The sequence below is a fragment of the Cupriavidus sp. HE11 genome, from assembly GCF_056097175.1.
In genome coordinates, this window is sequence record NZ_CP184465.1 from 2,321,876 (window position 1) to 2,348,801 (window position 26,926).

General features: G+C 62.5%; 23 protein-coding genes and 1 pseudogene. 11 read left to right on the plus strand and 13 right to left on the minus strand.

All coding sequences use genetic code 11. The features are described from left to right. Positions 1–174: 174 nt before the first annotated feature. On the minus strand, positions 175–558 hold the full coding sequence (locus tag ACOABP_RS27775; RefSeq protein WP_474229011.1) for a nuclear transport factor 2 family protein: 384 nt from the start codon (positions 556–558) through the stop codon (positions 175–177). A gap of 253 nt (positions 559–811) precedes the next feature. Between ACOABP_RS27775 and ACOABP_RS27780 the strand changes: the two genes are divergently transcribed. The 3 genes from ACOABP_RS27780 to ACOABP_RS27790 all read left to right on the plus strand — a co-directional run bounded on the left by ACOABP_RS27780 (position 812) and on the right by ACOABP_RS27790 (position 4,748). After that, positions 812–2,410: a DUF1800 domain-containing protein gene (locus ACOABP_RS27780; protein WP_474229012.1), complete on the plus strand. Its 1,599-nt coding sequence runs from the start codon at positions 812–814 to the stop codon at positions 2,408–2,410. Positions 2,411–2,446: 36 nt separating this feature from the next. Beyond that, complete coding sequence (locus tag ACOABP_RS27785; protein WP_474229013.1) at positions 2,447–3,751, plus strand: DUF1501 domain-containing protein; 1,305 nt, start codon at positions 2,447–2,449, stop codon at positions 3,749–3,751. Between the two features lie 205 nt (positions 3,752–3,956). After that, entirely contained in the window at positions 3,957–4,748 is a 792-nt protein-coding gene (locus tag ACOABP_RS27790) for an EAL domain-containing protein (protein WP_474229015.1), read from the plus strand. A 52-nt stretch (positions 4,749–4,800) separates the two neighbouring features. Here the strand turns inward: ACOABP_RS27790 and ACOABP_RS27795 are convergent, their stop codons facing one another. Then, a complete protein-coding gene (locus ACOABP_RS27795; protein ID WP_474229017.1) occupies positions 4,801–7,251 on the minus strand; it encodes a penicillin-binding protein 1A in 2,451 nt (816 codons plus the stop codon). Positions 7,252–7,569: 318 nt separating this feature from the next. Between ACOABP_RS27795 and ACOABP_RS27800 the strand changes: the two genes are divergently transcribed. Further along, positions 7,570–8,649: a porin gene (locus ACOABP_RS27800; protein ID WP_474229019.1), complete on the plus strand. Its 1,080-nt coding sequence runs from the start codon at positions 7,570–7,572 to the stop codon at positions 8,647–8,649. A gap of 204 nt (positions 8,650–8,853) precedes the next feature. On the opposite strand, the gene ACOABP_RS27805 is transcribed toward ACOABP_RS27800, so the two are convergent. Continuing rightward, complete coding sequence (locus ACOABP_RS27805) at positions 8,854–9,195, minus strand: hypothetical protein (RefSeq protein WP_474229020.1); 342 nt, start codon at positions 9,193–9,195, stop codon at positions 8,854–8,856. Between the two features lie 694 nt (positions 9,196–9,889). Here ACOABP_RS27805 and ACOABP_RS27810 point away from each other — a divergent pair. Beyond that, positions 9,890–11,326 (plus strand): RHS repeat domain-containing protein, encoded by a 1,437-nt coding sequence (locus tag ACOABP_RS27810; RefSeq protein WP_474229022.1) that lies wholly within the window; start codon positions 9,890–9,892, stop codon positions 11,324–11,326. 9 nt (positions 11,327–11,335) lie between these two features. Next, positions 11,336–11,551, plus strand: a complete 216-nt coding sequence (locus ACOABP_RS27815; protein ID WP_474229024.1) for a hypothetical protein — start codon at positions 11,336–11,338, stop codon at positions 11,549–11,551. 170 nt (positions 11,552–11,721) lie between these two features. Here the strand turns inward: ACOABP_RS27815 and ACOABP_RS27820 are convergent, their stop codons facing one another. From ACOABP_RS27820 to ACOABP_RS27830, 3 genes are all read right to left on the minus strand, one after another. Then, on the minus strand, positions 11,722–12,882 hold the full coding sequence (locus ACOABP_RS27820) for an IS30 family transposase (RefSeq protein WP_474226859.1): 1,161 nt from the start codon (positions 12,880–12,882) through the stop codon (positions 11,722–11,724). Between the two features lie 408 nt (positions 12,883–13,290). Further along, on the minus strand, positions 13,291–13,875 hold the full coding sequence (locus ACOABP_RS27825; protein ID WP_066741993.1) for a TMEM175 family protein: 585 nt from the start codon (positions 13,873–13,875) through the stop codon (positions 13,291–13,293). 8 nt (positions 13,876–13,883) lie between these two features. Beyond that, on the minus strand, positions 13,884–14,597 hold the full coding sequence (locus ACOABP_RS27830) for a YoaK family protein (protein ID WP_474229026.1): 714 nt from the start codon (positions 14,595–14,597) through the stop codon (positions 13,884–13,886). Between the two features lie 239 nt (positions 14,598–14,836). Here ACOABP_RS27830 and ACOABP_RS27835 point away from each other — a divergent pair, with 239 nt between their 5' ends. Beyond that, positions 14,837–15,040, plus strand: a complete 204-nt coding sequence (locus tag ACOABP_RS27835; RefSeq protein WP_474229028.1) for a hypothetical protein — start codon at positions 14,837–14,839, stop codon at positions 15,038–15,040. A 558-nt stretch (positions 15,041–15,598) separates the two neighbouring features. Here the strand turns inward: ACOABP_RS27835 and ACOABP_RS27840 are convergent. Next, positions 15,599–16,492 carry a LysR substrate-binding domain-containing protein gene (locus tag ACOABP_RS27840; RefSeq protein WP_474229030.1) on the minus strand — a complete coding sequence of 298 codons (894 nt, stop codon included), beginning with the start codon at positions 16,490–16,492 and terminating at the stop codon, positions 15,599–15,601. Positions 16,493–16,665: 173 nt separating this feature from the next. Here ACOABP_RS27840 and ycaC point away from each other — a divergent pair, with 173 nt between their 5' ends. After that, the gene (gene ycaC / locus ACOABP_RS27845; protein WP_066741837.1) at positions 16,666–17,289 is read left to right on the plus strand and encodes an isochorismate family cysteine hydrolase YcaC; all 624 of its coding nucleotides are present in this window, start codon (positions 16,666–16,668) and stop codon (positions 17,287–17,289) included. A gap of 669 nt (positions 17,290–17,958) precedes the next feature. On the opposite strand, the gene ACOABP_RS27850 is transcribed toward ycaC, so the two are convergent. The 3 genes from ACOABP_RS27850 to ACOABP_RS27860 all read right to left on the minus strand — a co-directional run bounded on the left by ACOABP_RS27850 (position 17,959) and on the right by ACOABP_RS27860 (position 20,997). Beyond that, a complete protein-coding gene (locus tag ACOABP_RS27850) occupies positions 17,959–19,200 on the minus strand; it encodes a YbfB/YjiJ family MFS transporter (protein WP_474229031.1) in 1,242 nt (413 codons plus the stop codon). A gap of 78 nt (positions 19,201–19,278) precedes the next feature. Beyond that, positions 19,279–19,881, minus strand: a complete 603-nt coding sequence (locus ACOABP_RS27855) for a TetR/AcrR family transcriptional regulator (RefSeq protein ID WP_474229032.1) — start codon at positions 19,879–19,881, stop codon at positions 19,279–19,281. 150 nt (positions 19,882–20,031) lie between these two features. Continuing rightward, complete coding sequence (locus ACOABP_RS27860) at positions 20,032–20,997, minus strand: helix-turn-helix transcriptional regulator (protein WP_474229034.1); 966 nt, start codon at positions 20,995–20,997, stop codon at positions 20,032–20,034. A gap of 259 nt (positions 20,998–21,256) precedes the next feature. Between ACOABP_RS27860 and ACOABP_RS27865 the strand changes: the two genes are divergently transcribed. From ACOABP_RS27865 to ACOABP_RS27875, 3 genes and pseudogenes are all read left to right on the plus strand, one after another. Continuing rightward, positions 21,257–21,490, plus strand: coding sequence for a hypothetical protein (locus tag ACOABP_RS27865; RefSeq protein WP_152415113.1), 234 nt, complete (start codon positions 21,257–21,259; stop codon positions 21,488–21,490). Positions 21,491–21,817: 327 nt separating this feature from the next. Further along, the gene (locus tag ACOABP_RS27870; protein ID WP_474229036.1) at positions 21,818–23,026 is read left to right on the plus strand and encodes an NAD(P)/FAD-dependent oxidoreductase; all 1,209 of its coding nucleotides are present in this window, start codon (positions 21,818–21,820) and stop codon (positions 23,024–23,026) included. Between the two features lie 85 nt (positions 23,027–23,111). Then, positions 23,112–23,305, plus strand: a pseudogene (locus ACOABP_RS27875) (oxidoreductase); the annotation flags it as partial. Positions 23,306–23,351: 46 nt separating this feature from the next. Here the strand turns inward: ACOABP_RS27875 and ACOABP_RS27880 are convergent. The 3 genes from ACOABP_RS27880 to ACOABP_RS27890 all read right to left on the minus strand — a co-directional run bounded on the left by ACOABP_RS27880 (position 23,352) and on the right by ACOABP_RS27890 (position 26,925). Then, positions 23,352–23,927 carry an RrF2 family transcriptional regulator gene (locus ACOABP_RS27880; RefSeq protein WP_008652400.1) on the minus strand — a complete coding sequence of 192 codons (576 nt, stop codon included), beginning with the start codon at positions 23,925–23,927 and terminating at the stop codon, positions 23,352–23,354. Positions 23,928–24,052: 125 nt separating this feature from the next. Beyond that, on the minus strand, positions 24,053–25,612 hold the full coding sequence (locus ACOABP_RS27885; RefSeq protein WP_474229038.1) for a DHA2 family efflux MFS transporter permease subunit: 1,560 nt from the start codon (positions 25,610–25,612) through the stop codon (positions 24,053–24,055). Positions 25,613–25,644: 32 nt separating this feature from the next. Beyond that, entirely contained in the window at positions 25,645–26,925 is a 1,281-nt protein-coding gene (locus ACOABP_RS27890) for an EmrA/EmrK family multidrug efflux transporter periplasmic adaptor subunit (protein WP_474229039.1), read from the minus strand. Between the last annotated feature and the right edge of the window lies 1 nt (position 26,926).

Consider the following 26,926-nt stretch of genomic DNA (forward strand, 5'->3'; position numbering starts at 1 on the left):
ACTTCAGGATGAAAACGTTTTCATTGAAGTGCCGAAAAATCAGGCGTCAAGGAATATTTGCGCTGCGCTGCCGCAAAACCGGCTACGCAGGCTCCCGCGCCTGTCATCGTCGCGCATTGTCACGGGGCTCTGTGACGCGACGATGACAGGGCGGTGCCGATCCCGGCGGGGTGCTTACCTGGTCTTGGGGGCCGCGCTGAACGTCTTGTTGGCGATCTTCCACACGCCATCGATCTGCAGCAGGTTCATATAGTCGGTGAACGTCACCTCGGGGTAGTCCAGCACGATCTTGGCCGTGGCGGCGTTGCCCACCACGTCGAAGCTGGCGATATGGCGGCGGCGCTGGGCCTCGTCTGGCTGCGGCTGGCCCTGGAAGCGCTTCGAGAATTCGTCCACCGTCAGCGAATGCAGGGCGCCGTCGCGGAACGAAATGATGCGGGCATCGGCGTGGAACGCCTGGAAGATGTACTCGGCCTTGCCCGTGCGATGGGCTTCCAGATACTGCTCGAGCGGTGCCAGTGCGGGAATGTGCTGCGAGGTGGCGGCGTGTGCGGTCATGTCTGTCCTCCGTGATGATTCTGGTTGAGCCTGGCCCGGGGCGGTTCGCCCGGGCTGGTTGTGCCGTTCATTGTATCCGTAAATTGTATGCAAAATAGATTTGCGGATGTTCGTGCGGCCCGGCGGGAAAGTTTTGGTAACAGACTGTGGGGGCAGGGCGGTCAACCAAGCGGCGCGCCAGACGTCAAACCGGCATTCCGGCACGCGATGTGTACGCAAGACGCACGGCGCACGACAAAGGGGACATGGGCCTATGGAAGACCGACAGTTCGGCAGGTTGCGGCATTGGCGGGTGCCGGGTTTGCTGGCATGGCTGGCAGCGCTGGCGATGTCGGCGGCGCTGGCTGCCTGTGCGTCGACGGTGCCCAATGATGCGGTGCCGCATGGCAAGCTGTCGTCGGCAGACCTGCGCTGGCTCAACACCATCAGCTTTGGCGCCGACCAGGCCAGCGTGCAACGGCTGCAGGCCATCGGAAGGCGGCGCTATCTCGACGAACAGATCAGGATGCCGCTGGCGGATCCGCCGCCGCTGGCCCAGGCCATTGCTGCCCTGCCGGTCAGCCAGGGCGATGCGCTGCAGCGGACCCAGGCCCTGCGCGCCGAGCGCCAGCGCATCCAGGCGCTGACCGACGAGACCGAAAAGCAGCAGGCCCGCGAAGCGCTGAACCGCCAGGGGCGCGATCTTGTGATCGATACCGGCCGCCGCCACCTGCTGCGCGCGCTCTATTCGCCCGCGCAGTTGCGCGAGCAGATGACCTGGTTCTGGCTGAACCATTTCAACGTCTACTCGGGCAAGGGGCAGGTCCGCTACGCGCTGGCCGATTTCGAGGCGCGCGCGATCCGGCCGCATGCGCTGGGCAAGTTCCGCGACCTGCTGATGGCCACGGTGACGTCGCCGGCCATGCTCGAATACCTGGACAACGCCCAGAGCGCGGCCAATCGCATCAACGAGAACTACGCGCGCGAGCTGATGGAGCTGCATACGCTGGGCGTGTCGGGCGGCCCGAGCGGGTCGCGCTATACCCAGCAGGACGTGCAGGAGCTGGCGCGCGTGCTGACCGGGCTTGGCATCAACGTGCGCGGCGAGCCCCCCCGGCTGTCTGCCGAGCGCGCGGCGCTGTACCGTAGCGATGGCCTGTTCGAGTTCAATCCGAACCGCCACGACTTCGGGGCCAAGACGCTGCTGGGCCATGCCATCGATCCGCGCGGGTTTGCCGAGGTGGAACAGGCCGTGTCGATCCTGGCGCGCGAGCCGGCCACGGCGCGCTTTGTGTCGGCAAAGCTGGCTACCTACTTCGTCTCCGACAATCCGCCGCCGCAGCTCGTGGTGCAGATGGCCGCGACGTTCACGCGCACCGATGGCGATATCGGCGCGGTGCTGCACACGATGTTCCTGTCGCACTGGTTCGACCAGTCGGCCGCCGAAGGTGCGCGCAAGTTCAAGGACCCGATGGTCTTCGTGGTGTCGTCGATGCGGCTGGCCTACGACGGCCGGCCGGTGTCGAACCTGCGTCCGATGATCAACTGGCTGAACCAGCTTGGCGAGCCTCTCTACGGCCACGTGGCGCCCGATGGCTATCCGCTGAGCGAAAGCGCATGGGCCAGCTCGGGCCAGCTGGTCAAGCGTTTCGAGATCGCGCGCACCATCGGCAGCGGGCCGGCCGGACTGTTCTCGGACGAGAGCGGGCAGCCCGCCGCGCAGCGCGGCTTCCCGATGCCGAACAACCGCATGTTCTACGACACCATCGAGGGCACGCTGGGCACGGCCACGCGCCAGGCGCTGGGCCAGGCGGGTTCGCAGCAAGAATGGAATGCCGTGCTGCTCAGTTCGCCGGAATGGATGCAGCGATAGGGCAACCGCGATGGCAATCCAACAAGAGGGGCAATCATGAATCGACGCCACTGGCTCAGGGCGATGGGCGGCGCCGGCCTTGCGCTGACGCTGCCGACCGTGACATCGCGCGTGTTCGCGTTGCCGGCACAGGCCGATGCGCGCTTCCTGCTGGTATTCCTGCGCGGCGGCTATGACGCGGCCAATGTGCTGGTGCCGGCCGGGAGCGATTTCTACTACGCGTCGCGCCCCAATATCGCCATCCGGCCGCCGGTGGCGCAGGGCGCCACGCCTGACCCCGCAGCCGCCCTGGCGCTGGGGGCCGATGCCTGGGCGCTGCATCCGGCGCTGGGTGCGACGGTGTTGCCGATGTGGCAGCGCCAGCAGCTTGCGTTCGTGCCGTTTGCGGGCACCAGCGACATGTCGCGCAGTCACTTTGAAACCCAGGACGGCATCGAGGCGGGCCTGGCCGGCGACGGCCATGGCGAAGGCGCACCCAAAGGCAGCGGCTTCCTGAACCGCCTGACGCAGGCCATGGGCGGGCAGGCGGCACCGGTGGCGTTCACCGATGGCTTGCCGATGGTGTTGTCCGGTACGGCAAATGTGCCGAACGTCTCGCTCAAGGGCACCGGCCGCGCACCGTTCGATGCGCACCAGACGCAAACGCTGGCGCAGATGTACAAGGGCACGCGCTTCGAGTCACTGATCGCCGAAGGTTTCGACCTGCGCCAGACCGTGGCCGAGCAGGCCGAGGCCATGCGCAAGCACGAGGCGGCCATGCGCGCGGCCAGCGACGGCGCGGCGAGCGAAACCATGTCCGGTCGCATGCAGGAGATGCAGGCGGCCAACCGGCGGGCGCTGACGGCGCGCGGATTCGAGCAGGAGGCCCGCCGCATGGCCGGTCTGATGCGCGAGAAATTCAACCTTGGCTTTATCGACGTGGGCGGCTGGGACACGCACGTCAACCAGGGCGGCGCACAGGGTCAGCTGGCCAATCTGCTGGACAACCTGGGGCGTGGCATTGCCGGGTTTTCGGAGGAAATGGGGCCGGCGTGGCGCAATACCACCGTGGTGGCGATCTCCGAGTTCGGGCGCACCTTTCGCGAGAACGGCACGCGCGGCACCGACCACGGCCACGGCACGGTCTACTGGGTGGCGGGCGGCAACGTGCGGGGCGGGCGCATCGTGGGCGAACAGGTTGCCGTTGCCCAGTCAAGCCTGAACCAGAACCGCGACTATCCGGTGCTCAACGACTACCGGATGGTGCTGGGCGGGCTGTTCCGCAGGCTCTACGGGCTGGACGACAGCCGCCTGGCGCAGGTCTTTCCGGGCAGCCGGCCGCGCGATATCGGGCTGGTCTAGGCCGCGTTCAGGGCCGATACAGGGAGCTTTCAGGGGGATTTCGGGGTCTGTCAGGAAGGGGCGGGGGAGACACTTACCCTCCCAAAGCAGTACGTGCGATGTCTCAAGTCGGGCCGGGTCTTGCCGATAGTTCAGCAGTGGGAGTGGCATCGGCCCACTGCATGATTCGTACAAGAACGATTCCTAGCCAGTTTGAGTGCAAGCCTTGTCGCGACCCCTGACGCCATCCATAGCCGATTGCCTCGAACAACAACTGCTGCGGCCGGTTTTCCAGCCGATCGGCTCGCTCGTCACGGGCGATGTGTTTGGATACGAGGCACTGATCCGCGGCCCGATGGGAACGCCGCTGGAGAGCCCTGTCGCGCTGTTTGCCGAAGCGGCACGCGTAGGCAAGCACGTGGAACTCGAACGGCTGGCCGCGCGTATCTCGATCCGCGCGTTCATGGAATTCGACCTCCCCGGCAAGCTGTTCCTGAACTACAGCGCCGATTCGATCCGCGATATCGAGGACACCCGCGACGACGTACGCACGTTCCTGCAGGCGCAGGGGCTGCAGTCTGACCGCATCGTGCTGGAGTTGACCGAACAGGCGCCGCTGGGGCCGCTGGAAACGCTGGCCAAGGCCGTGTTCTCGATCCGCAGCCGTGGGGCGCAATTCGCGCTGGACGACTATGGCACGGGACACGCCAGCCTGGGGCAATGGATCGCCCTGCAGCCCGATTACGTGAAGATTGCGCGCGTCATCATCGACGGCGTGGCGTCGTCGCCGTTTCAGCGCGAGGCGCTGCAGGCGCTATGCAAGCTGGCTCGCACGGCCGGCACGCGGCTGATTGCCGAGGGGATCGAGCGCGAAGAGGATTTGCTGGTGTGCCGTGACCTGGGTATCGACCTGGCCCAGGGCTACCTGCTGGCCCGCCCGTCGCCGGAACCGCCGCTGTCGCTGTCCGATGCATCGCTGCGCGCGCTGCATCGCGGCCGGCTCAGGATCGCGAAGTAAATCAGGTCGGACGGATGCGCGCCCCCTGCCCGCACGCGGCAGGGGAGGCGCCTCAGAGCGGCGCGGGTGCCGAGGCGGCTGCGGGCGCCGAGGAGGGTGCCGGGAATGGCGTCAGGGGCAGTGCCGATGGCTCGCTCGATGCTTCCACCTCATGGCCGCCCGGCCCACCGGGTCCGCCTGTCGGCGAGGCCTCCACGACTTCACCGGGATCGAGCGCCATGCTGTTGTCCGCCGATGCAGTGGTTGCCGGCGCCGAAGCCGGCGGCATGGCGTCGGCGTCGGTGGCCGGCAGCGCTGGCCGGCGCGGTGCCGGGCGCGGCAGCGGCGCGCTGTCATCCTTCTTGTTCGAGGCGAACAGCTTCTGGTACCAGCCGCGCACCGTTTCGGTCAGCCCCGAATACCAGGTCTTCTCGTCGACTTCGGCAAACCGCGCGCGCGGATCGACGATGCGGGCGCGCAGGGCGTGCTGGAAGAAATCGCCCACCATGGGCAGGGCGCTGTGCGCACCCTGGCCCCAGTAGTCGCTGCGCAGCGTCACGCGGCTGTCGTTGAATCCCACCCACGCACCGGCGACCAGTTGCGGATGCATCAGGATGAACCAGCCGTCGGCGTTGTCCTGGGTCGTACCGGTCTTGCCGGCCACGTCGGCGCGAATGCCGTAGCGCGTGCGGATGGCCGTGCCGGTACCGCGATCGACCACGTCGCGCATCACGTCCAGCAGCGTGTCGTTGGCGGTGGCAGACAGTGCGCGCTCCGCCGATGCGGGACGGAAGCGGGCCAGTTCCTTGCCATCGCGGTCCGTGATGTGCGTGATCATCGATGGCGCGATGTACTGGCCGCCATTGGCGATCGTGCCATACGCGCTGACCATTTCCTTGAGCGTGACCGGGCTCGTGCCCAGCGCCAGAGATGGCACTTCCTCCAGTTTGCTGTCGCGCACGCCCATGGCACGGGCCAGCCGTGCCACGCGGTCTGCACCCAGGTTCTGCACCAGTTGCGCCGTGATGGTGTTCTTCGAGTAGACCAGGCCGTCGCGCAGGCTCATCGCGCGTCCGGTGGCAGCCGATTCGTCGGTCGGGCGCCAGATTTCGCCCCCGGCGAGCTTGATCTCCACGGGCTGGTCGATAAACGTTTCGTCGGGGCTCTGCCCGCGCGCGAACGCGGCGCCGTAGACAAAGGGCTTGAACGTGGAGCCGGGCTGGCGGCGCGCCTGGGCCACGTGGTCGAAGGCGTCCACGGTAAAGTCGCGGCTGCCCACCCAGGCACGGATCTCGCCGGTGGCGGGGTCCAGCGCCATGAAGCCGGCCTGCACGCGGGTCTTGTTCTGGCGCAGGGTCAGCATGAACGCGTTGTCGCGCATCAGGTGGTTCAGCGCGTCGGCATCGGTCTGGCCGCCGGCCACGGCGGCGCGGTACTCGGGCGTTTCGCGCACGAACTGCTGCACCAGGCCGCGGCTTTCGGCCCAGCCGGCGCGGGGCGCCCAGGCGGCATTGGCAATCGACTGCAGCTGGTTGCCCTGGCGCGCCAGCGCCTGGTTGGCCATGGCCTGCAGGCGCGCGTCGATGGTCGTATGAATGACCAGGCCGTCGGTGTACAGGTTGTAGTCGTTGCTGTCGGCCCACGAGATCAGCCACTTGCGCAGTTGCTGCGCAAAGTGGGCAGCCGGGCCCGGTTCCTCTACCTGGCGCTCGAAATCGATGCGCAGCGGACGCCTGGACAGCGTCTGGTAGCGGCCGGCGTCGAGCTTGCCGTACTTGACCATCTGCGCCAGCACGATGTTGCGGCGCTCCAGCGCGCGCTGCGGGTTCAGCACCGGGTTGTAGTAGCTGTTGCCCTTGAGCATGCCGATCAGCGTGGCGGCTTCCAGCACGTCAAGCTGGCGGGCGGACTTGTCGAAATACGTGCGCGCGGCCATCTCGATGCCGAACGCGTTGTACAGGAACGGCACCGTATTCAGGTACGTCTCGAGGATCTCGTCCTTGGAATAGAGCGCCTCGATCTTCAGCGCGGTGACGGCTTCCTTGAGCTTGCGCGTCAGCGTCGGGGCCCGGCCGATCTCGTCGGGATAGCGGTTGCGCGCCAGCTGCTGGGTGATGGTCGATCCGCCCTGGCGGTTGCCCGAGAACGTGTGCAGCGCCGCCGATGCGGTCCGGCGCCAGTCCAGCCCGAAGTGCTGGTAGAAGCGGTGATCCTCGGTGGCGATCAGCGCATTGACGACATTGGGCGAGATATCGGCCAGCTTGACCCAGTCGCGGTTGGCCCAGCGGTAGACGGCCAGTTCCTTGCCATCGGCCGACAGCACCTGGGCCGGCTGCTCGGACTTGGCCTTGCGGATGTCGCTGATGCCGGGCGTAAACGGGATCAGCAGCAGCAGGTACAGCAGGAACAGCGCCGGGGCGGCGGCCAGGGCCAGCAGTACCGTGCGGCGGGTGGGCCGGCGCAGGTGCTGCCTGAACTGGGCAAGCCGTGGGGCGATATAGGTCTTGTAGGAATCCAGGCGCATTGACGCAAGGCGAGGCAGGGCCGGTGCGCACCGTCACGGACCTGTCAAATGCCTTTCACGGAAAAGTGTGCATCCTACCAAAAGGCGGGTGGGGAAAACCCGCATTCTTCGCTGCCATCCGCCAAAACTCCCACTGAAGTAGGGGGTGCCAATCCGTTGCAGAGATGCAACAGACACATGGATTTCATATTCAGCTGAAACAATTCGCCTGCCCCCACAGGTCATCGTTTCGGAAAGCGGCAGTGCGATCTCGTAGCCCCGTTCTGGAATAGTGACGGGGAAGCATCTCAATGTCTTAACAAATACGAGAAACTCACAGTGAAGAAAGCACTATTTGCTCTGGCGGCAGCGGGTACCTGCGCTATTTCCGGCGTTGCATCGGCACAGTCCAACACCTCCGTGACGCTGTACGGCATCGTCGACGCCGGCATCGAGTTCGCCAACCACTCGGGCACGCCGCCGGCAGCCACGGGCAGCAAGGCGATGGTGAGCTCGGGCAACATGTCCGGTTCGCGCTGGGGCCTGCGTGGCGCCGAAGACCTCGGTGGCGGCCTGAAGGCCATCTTCACCCTGGAATCGGGCTTCGACGTCGACACCGGCACGTCGGGCCAGGGCAGCCGCCTGTTCGGCCGCCAGGCTTTCGTCGGCCTGCAAGGCAATTTCGGCGCCGTGACGCTGGGTCGTCAACAGAACTCGCTGTACGACCTGTTCGGTGCCTACGACCCGATGGGCGTTGGCCCGAAGTACTCGCTGAACTCGGTTGATTCGGCCTTCAACGGTCGCGCCGACAACGCCATCAAGTACACGGGCAAGTTCGGTGGCCTGACCGGTACCGCCTTCTACAGCACGGGTCGCGATTCGACCGTGTCGGGCAGCACGGAAGTGCCGGGCAACTACAAGGTTGGCCGCAACTTCGGCGCCGGCCTGGCCTACTCGGCAGGCGCGTTCTCGGTGGGCACCGCCTACGACCAGTACCAGGGCAACACCATTGCCACCGACGACCGCGCCGTCAAGCGCTGGGCCGTTGGCGGTTCGTACGACCTGGGCGTTGCCAAGCTGTTCGCCGGCTACCGCTGGATGCGTGATGACGGCACGTCGAGCGCAACGGCTGCCTCGTCGCGCAACAACGTGTACTGGCTGGGTGGTCTGTACCGCGTGACGCCGGCCCTGTCGCTGACGGGCGCTGCCTACTACCAGGACGCGCATAACAGCGGCAATGACCCGTGGATGTTCGTGCTGTCGGCCGACTACTCGTTCTCGAAGCGTACCGACGTCTACCTGAACGTCGCCTACACGAAGAACAAGGACTCGTCGGCACTGTCGATGAGCAGCTCGGCTCCGGTGACCCCGGGTGCCAACCAGACCGGCGCCGTGGTCGGTATCCGTCACCGCTTCTAAGGCAGGGAGACAACCGGCAGACGGGGCCTTTCCCCCCGCACCTGCCGGATAACAAACGCCCCTCACCCGGCTTGGCGGGAGGAGGGGCGTTCTGCGTTCTGCATTCTGCATTGGGGCGCGCGTTGGCGGGATGCCAGCGGAATTCCGTATGCTGGCGCGCCTTGCACACCGCTGCGCCCGCCTTGCATCGTCCTCAGGACAGCTTCAGGCTGCCGCGCTGTCCGCGGGGTGGCCTGCCGGGTTCGCCTTGCTGGCCTCGGCATCGACCGAACGCAGCCGTTCCAGCGCCCGGGTCAGCAATGCGCCTTCCTCGGCATCGGCCGTGGCGCGCAGGGTCTGCACGGCATGGTGCAGCCGGTCACGGTCGGGCGCCGTGAGCTTGTCGGTGTCCTCCATGGCCTCGATTTCCTTGTCCACGCGCTTGCATAGCTTGCGCACGAATTCGGGGTCGAGCTGGCCCTGGCTGGCGCCATGGGCAATGTGATAGATCAGGGCTGCAAGCCCCTCAGCCGTGGTCTCTGTTGATACGCCTGGATCACGTTTCATGTCGGCTCCCCGGTAAGGTCGGTTCATTCTACTGATCGGCCACTGCGCCGGAAGTTGCGCTTGTCTCGAGATTCATGCAATTGTGCTTTTGGCGGCTCACCAGCTTCTTATTTCCGAAATATTTCATCGCCAGAATGTCATCTCGCTGGCCCGGCTGAACACGTTGGGAATGCATATGTGACCGGAGGGGTCACCGCGGGCCGGCAGCCAACTTGTTCCGGCAGGCTTTCATGGCCGCCCGCAGAGGCGCCGGTTATGGAACAGTTGCGTTGCAACAAGTACGCGGGGATCCGAGCCGTCTTCAAGACGGCTCAATTTCTTTCTGGACGGCCCAAGTGGCTCTCCATTCTCTTCGGCGAATCCGTCAACAAGCCTGCCGCTTTTCCTCGGTGATCCCTTATCGATATTGAATTGATTATCGTCAATATCGCGCTGATATTTTTGGTGAATAACCCGCTGCGTCATCCCGAAATGGGAAGGCGCTGGCCGCTTTGCGCAGGCGCCGATTTACCCCGAACGCCAATATCTGCGCCACCAGTCGCGGGCGGCGCCAATAAAACCGGATAACGGCGACAGATTCCAATTGAGTTGGCTAATCAAGTCAATCGAAACAATTGAATTTTCGCGGTGGCTATGTCCACGTAGAGTGCAAAGCGCTTCCTTTCGACACCAGGCAGTTAGCTTCAACTACCAATTGGCTGGCAAACTGCGACAGCCGACCGGGGCATCAGGGTCCAGCCCCGTCGGCGATCCATTCAACACCGTCCAGTATGACGCCGGCAACAACGTCAGCCGCACTATCGACCGGAACGGGAATGACACGCGCTACAGCTACGACGCGCTCGGCCGTGAAACCCAGCGGGTCGAAGGCTACGGCACGGCCGACGCAAAAACTACTACCACCGAGTGGCATCCGACGTGGAATCTGCCGCTGAAGGTGGCTGCGCCCGGGCGGGTCGACTATTTCACCTACGACGGGATGGGTCAAATGACCGCCCATGGGTGGTTTCCCACAGCCGACGCCAACGGCAGCCAAGGGCTCAACGCAGCGCCATCGGGCGCGGTGTCCAGCAACAGCTATGGCTATGACACCAATGGGCTGATGACGGCGCTAACTGAGGTAGAGGACGGTGCGATCGCCAAACAATGGAGCCTGACTTACGATGCACAGGGAAATCTGCTGACGGCAACAGACGGCACGCGGACGGCGCGGGCACTGGCGTACGATCCATCCGGCCGTTTGCTTGAGGCGGTGAACATTGACGGAGACACGCTCAAGTATGTGTACGACTCCCGAGGTCGGGTGACGCAGTATGTATTCGGGGAGAACGTGACTGCGTACGTCTACGATGCGATAGGGCAAAAGATTCAGGTTACTAGTCCGCAAGGAGACGTGACAAACTACGTCTATGATGCGGCCCATCGCCTGATCGATGTTCTATATAACGGCGAGTCTCTGACTACACCGGAGGCGCCTGAGACGGCGGCCATGACGATGGCAAAGGCAGAATCCGGGGCCGACAATGCCGGTGCCAATCCCTTTGCGTCGTGGTTTGGCTGGATCGCCAAGCTATTCAAATGGTTGTTGCCGTCGGCACATGCACAAGGGGTACCGGCACCTTCACCGCCGATCTATGGAGGCGGTGGCTCGGCACCGGGCACATACACGCCCAATCCTCTGCAGGATCTGGTGCCCGGGCTCAGTGGAGAGAAGACGCCCGGCCAATGGCTGGCCATGGCGACCCAGCGTGCCATCGACTACTGTCGGTCAAAGGTGAAGGAGAATATCCATCGCGGAAAGATCCAGGCGCAAGGCGCTGGATATCGTGATCCGGGCGTGGGAGATGCCGAAACGTGGGGGCCCCAACTAAGCCCACCGACCGTGGAATGGGGTCTTCAAGCGCTGGAGCGAATCGAGGCGCGTATGAATAACAAGCAGCGTAGCACCAGAAGTCAGGCAATTAAGGATGCCAAGAAGTTCGTATTATCAACCGGGAAGGCGGGAGGTGTGGATGCGATGTATCAGCGCTCCTTTTACAACCCGGAAATACGGAAAGAAAACGAAGATGGTGGCAAGCGCGATGAGCGAGTTGACATTGACATCATGGGCGGTAAGGCGTTTGTACCTTGAGGAGGCAGCATGCCAAATAAATTCGAGCTTTGGGAATTCTTCAACGAGAACGGCGATTCCTATTCGGTGCTTCTGTGCGAAGAAGGAAAATTTGTGAATCTGGACCCTCCGGAATGGAAGAAGCCCAAGTTACTGAAGGTCTTTGAGGCGCGGGACGCTGACGAGGCGACTCAGATGCGGAATGACTATATGGGTTGGGGAAAGCATCACCCCACGAAGGAATAGGCGGTCCATCCATGCCATTACATTCTTTCCCGGGGCGCGGGGTCACGTGAGGCGGGTTATCCACAAGGGCGCACGCTGGCTCGATGGCCACCACTCGAGCCAGCGTCGGTTCATGTCTGCATGGCTGACGCTCGCCGACCAAAGTGCAATGGCCGCTCATGGCTGCGGATTCAACCGGTCAACGCAACAGCTTGATGGAATCGTTCAGCCGGTGTATCGAAGTTTAGTGTCTTGCGCGGGCGTTCGTTGAGCCGCCGGGCAATGGCATTGAGCTTGGCTTGCGAATAGACCGAGAGATCGGTTCCTTTCGGAAGGTACTGTCTCAAGAGCCCGTTCGTGTTTTCATTCGAACCGCGTTGCCAGGGATGCTGAGGGTCGCAGAAATAGACTTGAATATTTGTCGCCACAGTGAAGCGCTTGTGCCCGGCCATTTCTGTGCCCCGATCCCACGTCAGCGATTTGTAGAGCTCCTGCGGCAGCTTCCTGACGTGCTTGATCAGCGCGTTGACCACGGCCTCAGAATCCTTGCCAGCCGTCTTCACCAGCATCACGAACCGGCTCTGGCGTTCAACCAGCGTTGCGATTTGGCTGTTAGCGTCGCCGAATAGCAGGTCGCCCTCCCAGTGCCCTGGTATCGCACGATCTTCGGCCGTGGCAGGACGTTCACTGATCGAGACGGCGTCCGCGATGTTGGTGCGTCCCTCAGTCTTCATTGTGTACTGGCGCGACCGACGCATGACTCTCGAGCGCCGCAAATGCTCCAGCAACTCCTTCTTCAAAGCGCCACGCGCCTGAATGTAAAGGCTACGATAGATCGCCTCGTGTGACACCTGGTAGTCCTTGTTGACCGCATAGACATGCTTGAGCCAGCCCGCAATCTGCTCGGGAGACCACTGCAGCCTCAGCTTGCCGGCGACGACCCGCGCCAGCACCCGGTTCCTGACAAGCTTACAAAGCTTCGGGCGACGCGCTCGCTCCCAGGCCAGTGCGTCGGCCTGGCTCGCGCGATAGCTCTGCCGCCCCCCATTGCGCTCCAGCTCACGGCTAATGGTAGACGGAGCGCGATTCAGCCGCGATGCAATGGCCCGAATCGAAAGCCCTAACGCCAGCGAGCGCGATATCTCCTCACGCTCGGCAAACGTCAACGCTCGCGCGGCGCGATGGCGTTGTGCTGGTCGAATGCCTCCCGCGTCCGACAAGATCCTCTGGACTGAAGAGTGCCCGCGATCAAATAACCTGGCGATCTCATGAATCGTATCTCCCTTGCGCCAGCGATCCCACATGAGTGCCTTCTGCGTCTCGGAATAATAGATCCTCGGCCTCTGTTTCATTTGCAACACCTCCACTGCTCACACAGATTCTAGGTGTTGCATCGACCGGTTGAATCCGCAGCCGGAAAGAGCCACCGCAAGCATCTCGCTCGTCGTTCGCGGTACTGCATTTGCCTAGAGCGGATTGCTGTTCCGACGCATGAAAGTTCGGGGACTTGTAAGGGAAGCGTCCGGCAGCCGTCGCAGGGGCAGACCAACTGATTAGCCATCGTCCGCCTTCGTGTACCCATTAACTGTGAGACAGATCGCTCGATTTGCCCAGTTACCGTGAGAATCCGGCTCAATTAGTTTGAGACAGTCCTGTGTAACCTCTTGATTCTTCTGTCATTGGCTTCCCATTAACTATGAGACAGGACACCGAGTGATCCGCATCGTCGTGAGCGCCGGCAAAGACTTGCGGGGTTCAGATCAATGCAGCAGGAGATATTTCTCGATCCGCGAATCGGGGAAGAACCAGAATGCCGCCATTGCAATCAGCATGAGTGTTGCGGCGGTGGTGCTGAAAAAACTCACGCCAACTGTCAACGCATACACGACCAGCGACAGCTTGCCCTTCAGATCTTTGCCGATGGTGCCCGCTAGGGAAGAATCCTTTCCCTCCGTTGCGATGATGACGCGCTCCAGAATCCAATAGGCGATCGCGCACATGAACAGTACGAAGGCGTAGAGTGCCGTCGGAATCGCCGAGAAATCCGATTTGCCCGTCCAGGTGGTGGTGATCGGGATCATCGTCAGCCAGAACAACAGATGCAGATTCGCCCACATCACCTTGCCGTTGATGCCGCGCACCAGCTGGAACAGGTGGTGATGGTTATTCCAGTAAATGCCGACGTAAATGAAGCTCAGCACGTAGCCAAAGAAATGAGGGGCTTCCGAACGCAGCCCATTCCAGTTGAATTCCGTTGGAAACTGGATCTGATAGAGCATCAGCGTCAGGCTCACGCCAATCACACCATCACTGAACGATTCGAGCCGGCTTTTGTTGATAGTCATGAACGCGCTCACACGAACTGATTGCGGAAGGACAGGCTGGCCAGATACGCGATGATCACGACAAACGGCAGCACGCTCCAGAAACCGATCTGCATATAGAGCACGGCACCGAGGAAAGCACCCAGCACGAAGCCGAGCACGATGCTGCCGCTTTTCAGGACAGCCACCCGATGTTCGCGGGTCGGTGCGCGAAGGTAGCTCGACAGATCGATGCCGAATTGCGTCGTGTTGCCGGTCATCATTGTGCTGGGGCTGATGCTCTTGGTCAGCGTCTTGCTCGAGGTGTTGCGGATCGCCAGCGCCATCAGGCCCAGACCACCGGCCAACGCGAGCTCGACGGCATCCGGGTCGCTGAACGGATAGAAATACAGCCCCGCGCCCATAAATCCCAGCAGGAATATCGCCTCGGCCACGAACAGCCAGCCCAGCGTCTTGTGCGTCTGGCTGCAGCGATCGATCCAGATCTTGGCAACCATCACGGTGGCGATAAACAGCGGAATCGCGCCGAGCTTGATCCACAGCCCTGCGCCGCCCTTCACAAAGGCTGCGCCGGCGAGCACCAGGTTGCCGGTGACGTGGGCGGTAAAGAAGCCGAGCAGCGCGATAAAACCGATGGTGTCGATCGCACCGCCGACTATCGTCAACAGCACCGCGGCGCGACATTGCGCCCAGATGCTCGCGGCGGAAGTGTCGGGACATTGGGAATCGCTGATCGCCGGCATGTGTTCTTTCTCCAAAAGGCGCCAAGACGTCCGGCGCAATATAGTTCAGTTTGTTTGATATTCCGCCACCGTCATCCTTCTCGGTTCGGCGCCGTGTGTGCTGAACTATAAGCATTGGTGCCCGGACACAACCGCGCAACTCGCGCACGTGTTGTTCAATATTTTTCAACTAACCATCGTCGCGTTGGCGGGTCGTGTGCGCGGGGGTGATTGGACTGGGAGCACCGGGAGTACCCGGGATGGCGCTGGCACAGGCCGACGGGGCCACGCCGGAGCCGGCCGTCCCCGTGCAGGCGCAGGGCAACGCCGATGCGCAGCCGGAGCGCCGTGTCGACATCAATGAATATGTGGTGCGCGGCAATACCGTGCTGGACGTCCGCACGACCACTCGCCAAAGCACGGCAAGATTGGCCTCTAGGTCGACGGCGCGGAACGCCGCTTAGCGGTGCTGCACAGGCCAAGGCGGTGCCGCATGTCTGTGCGCTGACGTACGCCGAAACCCCCTTTCCAGTCGGGTAGCGGTGCGTTGCGGCGTCGCTAGAATCGGCTATCGGGGGAGCTTCCGTGGAGGTCATAACCGCCGAGGCGGCAGGTGGAGACGGACAGGTCCGGGTCTCGGCGTCGTGGGGCGTGCGAATGGGTTAGCTTTCGTGCCGCGAAAGGAAAAATGGTCGACGGAATACCTCCCCCGTCGGTCCCGTTACACCTAGGGCATCCCAGGAGTGCATTTGCGCGAATGGCGAGGCGCCTCGCATCCAATGGTCGCGTCTCGCAGGTCCTGGCCGAAATAGTTGCCCTCGCAATTTGTCTGTCGCGGCCGTGGATTCAACCTTGCCTTGGTGGGCCGGCTCAGTGCCCGCGGACATGGCTTCTTCCTGAGTAGCGGGCATCGTTCGCTTGTGGCGAGGCGCCCCGGCACGTTTCGGCGGCTTGTTCGCCCCGGGGGGGGGCATCGCGCCGGGCGTGTCCACACATTTCACGCTGGCCTTGGCGGTGAGCCACTATTCCTTGTAGATGTGGGTGGCGAAGTAGTCGATCAGCAGGCGCACGTTCGGCATCAACCCCCGGCGCGACGGAAATACCGCGTGGATGATGCCGCCTCTTGGCGCCCAGCCGGGCAGCACGTCGATCAGCGTGCCGTTGCGCAAGTCACCCTCCACCACCATGCAAGGCAACTGTACGATGCCGACGCCGGTCTGCGCCGCCTTGCGCAGCGCGCTCATGTCGTCGGTGACGTAACGGGGCTGGTGCCGGACTTCGGCCGATTGTCCTTCCGGGCCGATCAGTTGCCAGACGTGGCTGCGCGGCGGGCCCCAGTCGAGGCTGGGCATGCCTGCCAGCTCAGCGGGATTGCGTAGCGGTGCGCGGCCTTCCATCAGTGCGGGGCACGCCACCAGACGCTGGTGGCTCTCCGACAGCACGCGCATCACCAGGTCGCTGTTTTCCAATGGCGGAAAGCGCACGCGCAGCGCCAGGTCCAGGCGTTCGCCTATCACGTCCACGCGGCGGTTGGTGGCCTCCAGATGCACCTGTACCTTCGGATAGGCCAGCATGAACTGCGCCACCAGTCCGGCCACGCGGTATTCGAGCAACGTCGTCGGGCAGGTCATGCGCACAATGCCCTGCGGCTCGGAACGCTCGCGCTCCATGACCTCGCGCGCCGCTTCGGCCTCTACCAGCACGCCGATACAGCGTTCGTAGAATTCGCGCCCGGTCTCGGTGACCGAGAAGTGTCGCGTCGATCGCTGCAGCAGCCTGACGCCATACCGGGCCTCCAGCGCAGCGATGCGCCGGCTGAGCTTTGACTTGGGCGCCCCCAGCGCCAGACCCGCCTGGGTAAACCCGCCATGGTCGACCACCTTGACGAAGTAGTAGAGGTCGTTGAGGTCGTCCATGACTGTTCCTCCCATAGAACACAGACGGCATCTTACGGCACTACTGCGCCGGTTTCCGCGAACCTATGATGGCTCCACGTTCCGGTGCCGTCATCGCGATGACGCCGGAGCGGCCGACGCTTCCAACAACGCGTCTGCGAGACGCGTGACCCCATCCGTGCAAGGAGATAGCCATGACAACGTCCTACAAGCGCCTGGACAAGAATGACGCAGCCGTACTGCTGGTGGACCACCAGGCGGGTCTGCTTTCGCTGGTGCGCGATATCGACCCGGACAAGTTCAAGAATAATGTCCTGGCACTGGCCGACCTGGCCAAGTACTTCAAGCTGCCGACCATCCTGACCACCAGCTTCGAGACGGGCCCCAACGGCCCGCTTGTGCCCGAGCTGAAGGCCCAGTTTCCGGAAGCGCCATATATTCCGCGTCCCGGTCAGATCAACGCCTGGGACAACGAAGACTTCGTGAAGGCGGTCAAGGCCACCGGAAAGAAGCAATTGATCATCGCCGGCGTGGTCACCGAGGTCTGCGTTGCCTTTCCGGCGCTGTCGGCCCTGGCCGAAGGCTTCGACGTGTTCGTCGTAGGCGATGCATCGGGCACGTTCGATCCGATCACGCGCGACGCGGCGTGGCATCGCATGGCCCATGCGGGCGCCCAGATGATGACGTGGTTCGGCGTGGCCTGCGAGCTGCACCGCGACTGGCGCAACGACATCGAAGGGCTCGGCACGCTATTCGCCAACCATATCCCCGACTACCGCAACCTGATGACCAGCTTCAAGGTCATGTCGGCGAAGTAAATCGGCCGCAACATCCCGCACAAAACGCCCGCCGCACCGTTCGCTGGTGCGGCGTTAGCGCGCTGCGTGGAGAAACGACGATGCCGGCGCGCCCAGCGCCTTGCGGAACATCGTCGAAATGCGCTGGGGCTGTCATACCCGAGATCGAGCGCCACCTGGTTGACGGGCGTGCCGGAGGACAGCCGGGCTAAACAGCAATTAAAGATGATGCTGTCCAGGCTTTGCTCACTGTCGTACGGTCAGCCATTTCCAGAGTCGCGCGATCGTTCGAAAACCGGCACGGTGAGAGACGGGCTTCCGCTGACCGAAATGCAGGAAAGTTGCATAAAGATGAATCCACCGCATGCCGTCCAGGGCGAACAATCTGGCCGGGCTTACATCTACGGCCGTGACCGTCGCTAAGCGACCCTTCTGAGACGCTCAGCATTGCCGAACGCAATGTCGGTTAGCTGGCCGGCTTTGGCCATTGCTGAGGTCTGCGGAAGCGAAACTGGCATCGTTCGGCGGTCCTATCGGGCGCGCAATCGGTCGGCCGAGGTCGTGCGAAGCCGTCTCGATCCTGGACTGAACCCGGTAGAGCTGGTAACAGTGCGCTTGGAGGAAAGCCATACCGTGCGCAGCCTACCCGAGCCGAATGCCAGAGAGCGCCTGTCTCGGGAGGGCGCGTCGTCAGTCGGCCTTCGGTTGCCGTACTGCGAAGTCGGTGACAAATGCGACTGCCATGGCCACTGCGCCGCACATGAAGATCAGTCTGTAGTTCTCATGCGATTGCGCGAACAGATACGCATAGCCGTAGCCACCCAGCGCCTGACACAGCGCGAACGCCACGGTGGCGCGGCTCCATGCGGCGCGCTGGGCCGTCGCGTTGTGGGGCAACATCTCCTGCACTCGGCCCAAGACAAGCGGCACAATGCCTGGCGTGAAGGTGCCTAGGACGATGGTCGATAGCCACAGGGCTACCGTGTGGTGGGAGACGGCCAGCAACCCCACTGCCAGGCCTTGCAGCAACATCGCAAGCCGATAGGCGTTCCTGAATCCGAGCTTGCCACCGATGGCACCCGCAAGCAGCGGGCCTGCGATAGCTGCGACGCCATAGAGTACCCAGTACCCCGCGCCGGCCGATGCACCCTGGCCAAGACCGCGTGCGACGTAGTCGACCAACAGCACCATGGCTGGAACCAATCCCAGTGCGTTTGCGGCGTACTGGAAGTACAACACGCGCAATGCTGGATGGCTGGAACCCTGTGCATGGTCGGCAGGGCGGTGGCCTGCCGCAGTTGGTGCCGGCATGCCGGTTGGCACATCGGCTGAGGGCCACCCCTTCCAGCTGACAGCAGTCAGAAGCAATGACACGGCACCAAGTCCAAGCCACGTCTGTCCCAGCCCAAGCTTGAGCAACTCTGGTACCAGCGTGCCCGATGCTGCAATACCGAGTCCAAGCCCCAGGAAGATCATCCCGCTAACGAACGCCCGCCGGCCCGGCGGAATATGCGGCAGGATCGCAGTAGCCACGAGCACCATGATGGCGCCGCCCGTCAGGCCAGAAAGAAAGCGCCAGAGGAAGAACCAGCTTACCGACACGGGTACTGCGCACGCAAAGAATGCCGCGGTCGCCAGCACCATCAGTAGACGTAAAGCATGGCGGTTCGACAGCCGGGTCGCCAGTGGGCGGCCAATCACAGCGCCAGCGAGATATCCGGCGAAGTTTGCTGCGCCGAGTGCCACGGTGTCTGCGGCGCTGAACCAGTGGGCCTGGATCAACGAGGGAATCAGCGGCGTATAGGCGAAGCGGGCAAGACCTATGGCGACAAGGCTTGCGCAGAGTCCGGCCAGCGCCGCGTGGAGCGCACGCGCATCGAGCGCACGGTCCGTGGTGTCTGGCACTGGCGTGGTGACTGTGTTTTGTGACATGGGGTGATACCTCTGGGCGAGCGCCGCCCCACGCAGGCGGTAGCCGCGCGTAGAGACGAAGCGTTATTCAGGGAAAAGTCAGGTCGCGACGTGCGGCTTGCGTCTGAGCAGAGCCAGTACGGGTCTGACGGATGCCTCGAGCAGTGCGCGATCCGGCATGACGCGAGACATCACGCGCAGGCCGATCTGTACCGACAGCAGCGTGGCCGAAGCGTCCCTGGCAGCGAGTGTCGGGTCGATGCTCCCGTCGGCCTGGCCCGCGCGAATGGTGCGTTCGAAGAAGTGGCCGAGTGTGGTCAGTTCCTCTGCAACGATCGCCGCCAGTTCAGGGTCGTCAGCCGATGCGTCGAGCGCCGTATTGACCAGCATGCACCCACGATTCTGCGGGTCGGAGGCGCCACGTTCGATGCTTTCGGCAAAGAATGCTTCTAACGCCTGGGCCGGGGGAAGCGTGCTTTCCAGTCGCGCAATCCGTTCGCGGAGCGTGTGGTTCAGGTAGCCCTCAAGCGCCTGCAGGAACAGTGTGCGTTTGTCGCCAAAGGCGTTGTAGAGGCTAGGTTGCGTCAGTCCCATCGCCTGCGTCAGTTCGCGGGTCGAGGTGGCTTTGTAGCCCTTGGCCCAGAACGCGTCTTGCGCGGCGGAAAGTGCGGTTTGGGCGTCAAATTGGCGGGGTCGTGCCATGGCAGCAGAATTCTGTATCGAATGATATGGAACGTATTTTAGATTGATCGATACAGAATTCAAGGACGATCTTTCGTGTGGAGCTTGAGGAATGTGGAGAGGGTTCGATCAGTGATCTGCAAACGATATGTTGAGCCAGTTGGATCCCGGCTATGCAAGCCGAGCCCGGCGCAAGGCCAGCGGCGTCACACCCACATACCGACGGAAAACGCGGGTGAAGTGAGAGTCGTCAGTGAAGCCGCACCTGCGGCCAATGGCCGCCACCGTGAGGCGATTGAACGCCGGCGATGACAATTGGCGCACGGCGATATCGATGCGGGCCTTCATCAGCAGGAATCCAAAGGTCTCGTTCTGAGCGGCCAGTGCGCGATGCAGGGATCGCACCGAAATCCCCAGGTCTGCTGCCACCTGTGGCGCGATCAACGTGGACTCGGTGCATCGCGAACGAATGCAGTCGACGATTCTCTCGTTTAGCGGCTTCGAGATCTCGTGTTTATGCGTGGCGACCTGATCTGGTCCGCTCGACGCCAGAAGAATCAGCGCACCGAGCTGGTCAACGATCAGCCGGGGCGGGAGCGGCGCATTGAGGATTGTGGTCGGCTGCAATGCAGCGATAAATGTGTTCAGCGCCACTGCCCAGCGCGAGTCAGCGCCAAATTGCCTGCCGACCACTGCGCCTGTCTGAGGGACCCACTCGCTTAGCCACTGAGGATCGAAACCGATATTGACGAAGTCGTAGTCAAAAGCGATATCGAGGCTTAGCGCCTGTACGGAATCCGTGATGAATGAATCCATGGGGCGCATCGAAACTCTCGACTGGTAGCTCAGGTTCCAGGGAACGTTTCGGCTGAGCACCAGATTCAGGCAGCGTGCGCGTTGTCGTGAGATCTCGACGGCCGTGCTCCGCGCGATATGGGGGGAGCCTGCCACGTGCATCACGGTAACGGGACCGAGCGCCAGAGCCTCGATCTTCGCGCTCAGATCGGGCGAATAGGGCGTTTCGAACTGGAACGGAATGATGGCCGACTCGGTGGCGGCCTGGAAGTACTCACGTCTTTGCGTCGCTGGGACCAGATCGGTGCTCCAGCGTTGTAGTTGCCCAAGCTCGTTCCCCATCCTTTTCCCTCACTCATGGACCGTCGTCGGCGTGGCTGGCACGTAGCGTCCACGCATTCTGTGTTGCTGTCATGAATAGTCAATCCATCAAAGCATATCAAGGGCACTCTGCAATTGCCGATTGACGGGTGCCGAGCCGGCGCCCTTAGCCGGTTGCATCAGGGACTTCGCGCGAGATGTGCAGCATAAGCATCTTTCGATTTTGCCCTGCGGACCGTCTGGATCTGGCGCCAAACGAACATGGGCTTCGGAGGTGGCGATGCAGTATCTGAATGGCTTGGACGCGAAGGTTGGTGACGTGGTGATGCTCGGTGACCGTGAAACCGGCGTGGTCGTGTGCAGCTTCACCAATGCGGAATATAGCCCGGGATATGAGTCATTCATGAGGCGACATGCGTCCGAGGGAATCTTGATTGATTTCCCGACCTACGGGCTGATGCATTTCAAGTTCGCAGAGGTCGGACTCACGCTGCTGTCCCGGCGGACTGGCTAGGCAAGCGTCATCAGCTGACGCCTCGTTGCCTGGGTAGTGCCACGACGCGGGCTATCTGCCGGTCTCTTTGGGGACTTATGCCGCGCTCCCTCCTTAAACTACGACTCTGCAAGGTGCAGTAATTCTAGCGAGTCCGCGGCGACGATGCAAGGACGACGGTGATTCCCGCACGCACACCCCGGGCTTTCGAATTCTTCCTTGCTTTTAAAACTACGACTCATAGAATCGTAGTATTGCAGTTGACGCTTGTCATTGCTGAAGAGAGCGGGCGCGCGATGAAGGTGCGGCCGGATCACTCAAACCAGGGATTGATGCAGGAGTTTGCAAATGTCCAAACGCATTCTTGTGATTGGCGCCGGCTTCGCCGGCATGTGGAGCGCGCTGGCTTCGGCCCGGCTGCTCGATGAAGTCGGACGCACGGATATCGAGATCGTGTTGGTGGCGCCCGAGGCGGAGCTGCATGTACGGCCGCGCCTCTACGAGCAGAATCCAGGCGGAATGAAGGCGCCGCTGCAGGAGATATTCAAGGCTGTTGGCGTCCGGTTCGTACAGGGTTACGTTGAGCGGATCGATGTGGCGAATCAGCGGGTGGAGGTCAGAAGCGCAGCGGGGACATCACCCGTCGTGCTTGGTTTCGATCGACTGGTGCTGGCCGCCGGAAGCCGCCTGTTCAAGCCGCAGATCTCCGGGCTGGATGAACATGCATTCAACGTCGATCAGGTGGCTTCCGCCGCAACGCTGGAAGCCCACATCGAGAAGTTGGCAACCCGTCCGGCCAGCATCGCCAGAAACACGGTCGTGGTTGCAGGCGGAGGCTTCACTGGTATCGAGACGGCGGCGGAGATGCCAGCACGTTTGCGTGAGGTTCTGGGAGGCGACGCACAGGTCAATGTGATCATCGTTGAGCGAGCCAGCGAGATCGGTCCGGATCTGGGTGCCGGACCTCGACCAGTCATCATCCAGGCGCTGACGGAACTTGGCGTCAAGTGGAAGCTCGGGTCGGGTGTTGCGGCCGTGGATGCAGCCGGCGTGACGCTGGAGAGCGGTGAGCGTATCGAAGCCTCGACGGTCATCTGGACAGCTGGCGCGCGTGCGAGCAAGCTCACGGCTCAAGTCCCTGCCGAGCGCGACGACTTTGGCCGTCTGCACGTCGACAACTACCTGAAGGTCAGGGGGCTTGAGACGGTCTATGCGACGGGCGATGTCGCGTATGCAGCCGTTGACGATGCCGGCAACTACGCCATGATGTCATGCCAGCATGCAATGAACCTCGGGCGTTCCGCCGGACACAACGTGGCCGCGGACCTGGTTGGCGACGAACAAATCCCATACAGCCAGCCAAAGTATGTGACCTGCCTGGATCTGGGCCCCTGGGGCGCGGTGTACACAGAGGGCTGGGAGCGCGAGGTGAAACTGGTTGGTGCCGAGGCCAAGGCGCTGAAGACGAAGATCAACACCGAGTGGATCTATCCGCCAAGCGCGGATCGCGCCGAGGCACTGGCCTCGGCGGACCCGCGTCGAATCGTGGTGGCGTAACGGTCAAACGGGGCAAGACGAATCGTCTTGTCTCATTGTTCCTGAAGGAGTGGCGAAGACCGAGCAGCTCGGGCGCTCTCGCGGTCTTGCCGGGTCCGAATCGTTCGAAGCATTCGAGAAGACCTTCTTCGGACAAGCATGCCCGACGTCGCTCCTCAAGCGCTTCACTGCCCCTGAAGAGGTTGCGAACCTGGTTGTCTACGTCTGCTCGCAGCGTCTTCCGCGACAAATGACGCAGCACTACGTGCGGATGGCGGTGTGGTTCGTGCCGCTTTCTGAGCAGCCTGACAAATGAGAATCGCCCCCCATCTGGAGGGCGATTTTTTCATGCACGGTTGCGCGGTCGTACGGACTTGCGCGCGGGTGGCAACGATTCCTCTGACTTGTCGCCGCGGCGGTTGACGGAACGGGCCGTCAGCCATTGGACCACCTGCGTCCCGTAACTGTTGGGTGCCTTGTCGATGGCGCGATTGGCAATGTCGAATAGCGTGTGTTGCCTGAGTTCATGCCGCATCGCCTTCTCCGCTGATTGCATGACAGCATGGATCGAGCACACGCCGCGAGTGGCCCAGGCGGGTGGCGCGTCCTCGAACACCGCGCAACGGTCGCGGATCTCCAGACAGTCGAACAACGGCTTGTCGCCATCGATGGCGACGACGACGTCGTGCACCGTGATCTTGTCTGCCGGCCGCGCCAGGCTGAAGCCTCCTCGTATGCCTTCGGTAGCGACTACGAGGTTTGCCTTCGCCAGCTTGGTGAACAGCTTGGCCAGATAGTCAGCGGGGATACCCTGCAGTTCCGCGAGATCCCTCACGCTTGCGGTTTCCACCGACGCCTGTGAGCGCGACAGGTAAAGGAGGCAATGCAACCCGTATTCCACACCGGTGCTGATGAATGACATGACAACTAAGAGTTATTGAATCGTAGTTGTCAGGTTATACAGGTACGCGCTGATCCGCAAGCAAATGTACGTTTGGCAAGCACCTGCGATTCGTTCGGATGTACCCGGGATCGTACCGACGACACCTAGTGGGCAGCGGATGCCGCACCGGACGCCGCACCACGCGCTGGCTTGGTCAGCCAGATCAACGGAACGATGGCGACGAAGATGACGGCTGATATCCAGAAGATGTCGTTCAGGCCCAGCATGATCGCCTGGGTATTGAGCTGTCTTTCAAAGTAGGCGGTCGCCTGGCCAGGGGATAGGTGCATCACGGACTGGATGGCCTCCAGCGCGGCACTGTAGTTCGGATTACCAGGGTTTGCCTGTTCGACCAGTTGTGCGTGATGCAGGATGGCGCGGTCGTTCCACACAGTGGTCGCCAGCGACGTTCCCACCGCGCCGCAGAACACGCGGGCAAAGTTCGACAGTCCGGCCGCGGCGGGGATCTTCTCTGGTGGGAGACCGGAAAGAATGATGGCCGTCAACGGAACAAAGAACAATGCTGTTGGAATGCCCTGCAGCAGCGTTGGGAGAACCAACGTGAATGTGTCGACTCCCGTGGTGTAGTGGGAGCGCATGAAGAACACCGCGGCAAAGCCGAGAAACGAAAGGGTGGAGAGAATGCGCAACTCGGCTTTTGGCATCAGTTTGCCAAGGACCGGCGCAAGCACCACCGCGAAGATGCCCAATGGCGCCGTGACAAGGCCGGCATTGACGGCTGGATAGGCGAGGTACTGCTGCATCCATTGCGGCAGCACGACCAGATTCGCGAAGAAGACCGCGTAGGCCACCGATATTGCGATGGTGCCGGCGAGGAAGTTGCGTCCCTTGAACAGCCTCAGATCGACGATCGGATTGGCTTCGGTCAGTTCCCAGATCACGAAGAACAGGAAGCCGAGCAGGGCGACAATGGCCAGGCTGATAATCACCGGCGAAGCGAACCAGTCGAGATCCTTGCCTTTGTCCAGCATGATCTGAAGGGCTGCCACCCAGGTGACAAGGGCCGCTAGTCCTATGGCGTCAATCGGCAGAATACGGGTCGTTGTCTCGCGACTACGATAGATCGCCCAGGTGACTGCGGCAGCAAATAGCCCAACGGGGATGTTGATATAGAAGATCCATGACCAGGAATAGCTGTCAGTCATCCATCCCCCCAAAGCCGGGCCGGCTATTGGTCCCACTGTAGCGGTCATCGCCCACAACGCGAGTGCCTGACCGCTTTTCTCCTTGGGATAGGACCCCAGGAGAATTGCTTGCGAGAGCGGAATCATCGGACCCGCGACGGCGCCCTGGAGGATTCGTGCCGCGAGAAGAAAAGTGAGATTGGGCGCGACGCCGCATAGCCACGACGACAGGACAAACAGCAGAATCGATCCCACGAACAGGCGGATCTGTCCCACGCGCTGGGTCAGCCATCCCGTCAGTGGAATGGCTACCGCATTGGCGGCCGCGAACAGCGTGATCACCCACGTGCCTTCATCCACGGAGACGCCGAGGTTGCCAGAGATGGTCGGGATGGCGACGTTGGCAATGGATGAATCCAGCACGTTCATGAATGTGGCCAGCGCGACGGCCAGACTGCCCATTGCCAGCTTGCCACCGGTCAGCGGCGGCGGTAAATCGCTTGTCATCGGATTTGCCATGATGCCCTCAGTTAGCGTTGGCGACTACGGTTTCACGAGGCCCTGGCGATTGCCGAAGGACTGGCCACCGGCCGTGCATTCCTGGTCGTTTCGTTTCGCGCGGCGAGGTCGCTGTTGCTGTTGCCGTTGCTGTTCCGGGCGATGATCCGATCGATCTCGCTGTCGGCTTCGGCACCGTAGCGCTCGAACACTTCGGTGCGATAGGCGGTGCGAATTGGTGTGCTAGCGCCCTTGGCGGGGGAAAGTTCTCCGCCGCGCTCCCTGGTCTCCACATCGACTTGCATAGACAGGCCAACCTGCAGTGGGTGCGCGCGCAGCTCCACCGGATCAAGTGCGATCCGCACCGGCAGCCGCTGGACGACCTTGATCCAGTTGCCGGTCGCGTTCTGCGCTGGTAGCGCGGAAAACGCGCTACCGGTGCCCGCGGAGAAGCCGACGACCTTGCCGTGATAGGTCACCTTGCCGCCGTACAGATCGGCGTGCAGTTCCACTGGCTGGCCAATTCGGATGTGCTTGAGCTGAACCTCCTTGAAGTTGGCATCTACCCAGACTCCATCGAGAGGCACGATGGCCATGAGTGGATTGCCAGGCGCAACACGCTGACCGACCTGCACGGATCGACGGGCGACGTAGCCGGTCACGGGCGCGGGCAGGGTGTTTCGCGCATTGGCGAGATAGGCATCCCGCACGCGTGTGGCGGCCGCTTGAACGCTGGGGTGATCGGCCACGCTTGCCTGGTCGGTCAACGCATGGTTCGAGGCGAGTTGTTGCTTTGCCGTTTCCAGCGCGGCTTCGGCAGCCTTCACGGTGTCCCTTGCGTGCGCGACGTCCTCCGCGGCAACCGCGCCACTTTCCGAGGCTTCGGTTCGACGCCGCAGATCATCTCGTGCCCGGGAAAGGTCCACCTGCCGCTGTTGAACGGTTGCAGCCAGCGTGTTGTTGTTGACATATAACGCACTCACCTGGCGAACGGTCTGCCCGAGCGCCGCCTCGGCGTTGGCCAGAGCGATGCGAGCGTCTGCGGGGTCGAGCGTGACGATCGCATCGCCCGCCCTGACGATCTCCGTGTCGTCGGCATTGACGGCGACCACCGTCCCGCTTACCTGAGGGGTGAGTTGCACCAGATTGCCGTTGACGTAGGCGTCGTCGGTGTCTTCGTGAAAGCGTGCCACGCTGTAGTAGTACGCGCCGTAGCCTGCCGCTGCCACCAGAGTGCCCAACCCAAGCAGGGCCAGCAGACGCTTGCGGGTTTTCGGCGCGCTGGACGCGGCCTTGGGATTGTCAGTGAGGTTCGGGTTGGTCGTGGTCATCATG

Excerpts from the sequence above, each read along its gene's own strand:
- ACOABP_RS27885 (WP_474229038.1), bottom strand. The coding sequence starts at position 25,612 with ATGGCAAATCCGATGACAAGCGATTTACCGCCGCCGCTGACCGGTGGC.
- ACOABP_RS27830 (WP_474229026.1), bottom strand. The coding sequence starts at position 14,597 with ATGCCGGCGATCAGCGATTCCCAATGTCCCGACACTTCCGCCGCGAGC.
- ACOABP_RS27805 (WP_474229020.1), bottom strand. The coding sequence starts at position 9,195 with ATGAAACGTGATCCAGGCGTATCAACAGAGACCACGGCTGAGGGGCTT.
- ACOABP_RS27835 (WP_474229028.1), top strand. The coding sequence starts at position 14,837 with ATGGCGCTGGCACAGGCCGACGGGGCCACGCCGGAGCCGGCCGTCCCC.
- ACOABP_RS27890 (WP_474229039.1), bottom strand. The coding sequence starts at position 26,925 with ATGATGACCACGACCAACCCGAACCTCACTGACAATCCCAAGGCCGCG.
- ACOABP_RS27825 (WP_066741993.1), bottom strand. The coding sequence starts at position 13,875 with ATGACTATCAACAAAAGCCGGCTCGAATCGTTCAGTGATGGTGTGATT.
- ycaC (WP_066741837.1), top strand. The coding sequence starts at position 16,666 with ATGACAACGTCCTACAAGCGCCTGGACAAGAATGACGCAGCCGTACTG.
- ACOABP_RS27870 (WP_474229036.1), top strand. The coding sequence starts at position 21,818 with ATGTCCAAACGCATTCTTGTGATTGGCGCCGGCTTCGCCGGCATGTGG.
- ACOABP_RS27865 (WP_152415113.1), top strand. The coding sequence starts at position 21,257 with ATGCAGTATCTGAATGGCTTGGACGCGAAGGTTGGTGACGTGGTGATG.
- ACOABP_RS27820 (WP_474226859.1), bottom strand. The coding sequence starts at position 12,882 with ATGAAACAGAGGCCGAGGATCTATTATTCCGAGACGCAGAAGGCACTC.
- ACOABP_RS27785 (WP_474229013.1), top strand. The coding sequence starts at position 2,447 with ATGAATCGACGCCACTGGCTCAGGGCGATGGGCGGCGCCGGCCTTGCG.
- ACOABP_RS27860 (WP_474229034.1), bottom strand. The coding sequence starts at position 20,997 with ATGGGGAACGAGCTTGGGCAACTACAACGCTGGAGCACCGATCTGGTC.
- ACOABP_RS27850 (WP_474229031.1), bottom strand. The coding sequence starts at position 19,200 with ATGTCACAAAACACAGTCACCACGCCAGTGCCAGACACCACGGACCGT.
- ACOABP_RS27840 (WP_474229030.1), bottom strand. The coding sequence starts at position 16,492 with ATGGACGACCTCAACGACCTCTACTACTTCGTCAAGGTGGTCGACCAT.
- ACOABP_RS27880 (WP_008652400.1), bottom strand. The coding sequence starts at position 23,927 with ATGTCATTCATCAGCACCGGTGTGGAATACGGGTTGCATTGCCTCCTT.
- ACOABP_RS27815 (WP_474229024.1), top strand. The coding sequence starts at position 11,336 with ATGCCAAATAAATTCGAGCTTTGGGAATTCTTCAACGAGAACGGCGAT.
- ACOABP_RS27775 (WP_474229011.1), bottom strand. The coding sequence starts at position 558 with ATGACCGCACACGCCGCCACCTCGCAGCACATTCCCGCACTGGCACCG.
- ACOABP_RS27780 (WP_474229012.1), top strand. The coding sequence starts at position 812 with ATGGAAGACCGACAGTTCGGCAGGTTGCGGCATTGGCGGGTGCCGGGT.
- ACOABP_RS27855 (WP_474229032.1), bottom strand. The coding sequence starts at position 19,881 with ATGGCACGACCCCGCCAATTTGACGCCCAAACCGCACTTTCCGCCGCG.
- ACOABP_RS27795 (WP_474229017.1), bottom strand. The coding sequence starts at position 7,251 with ATGCGCCTGGATTCCTACAAGACCTATATCGCCCCACGGCTTGCCCAG.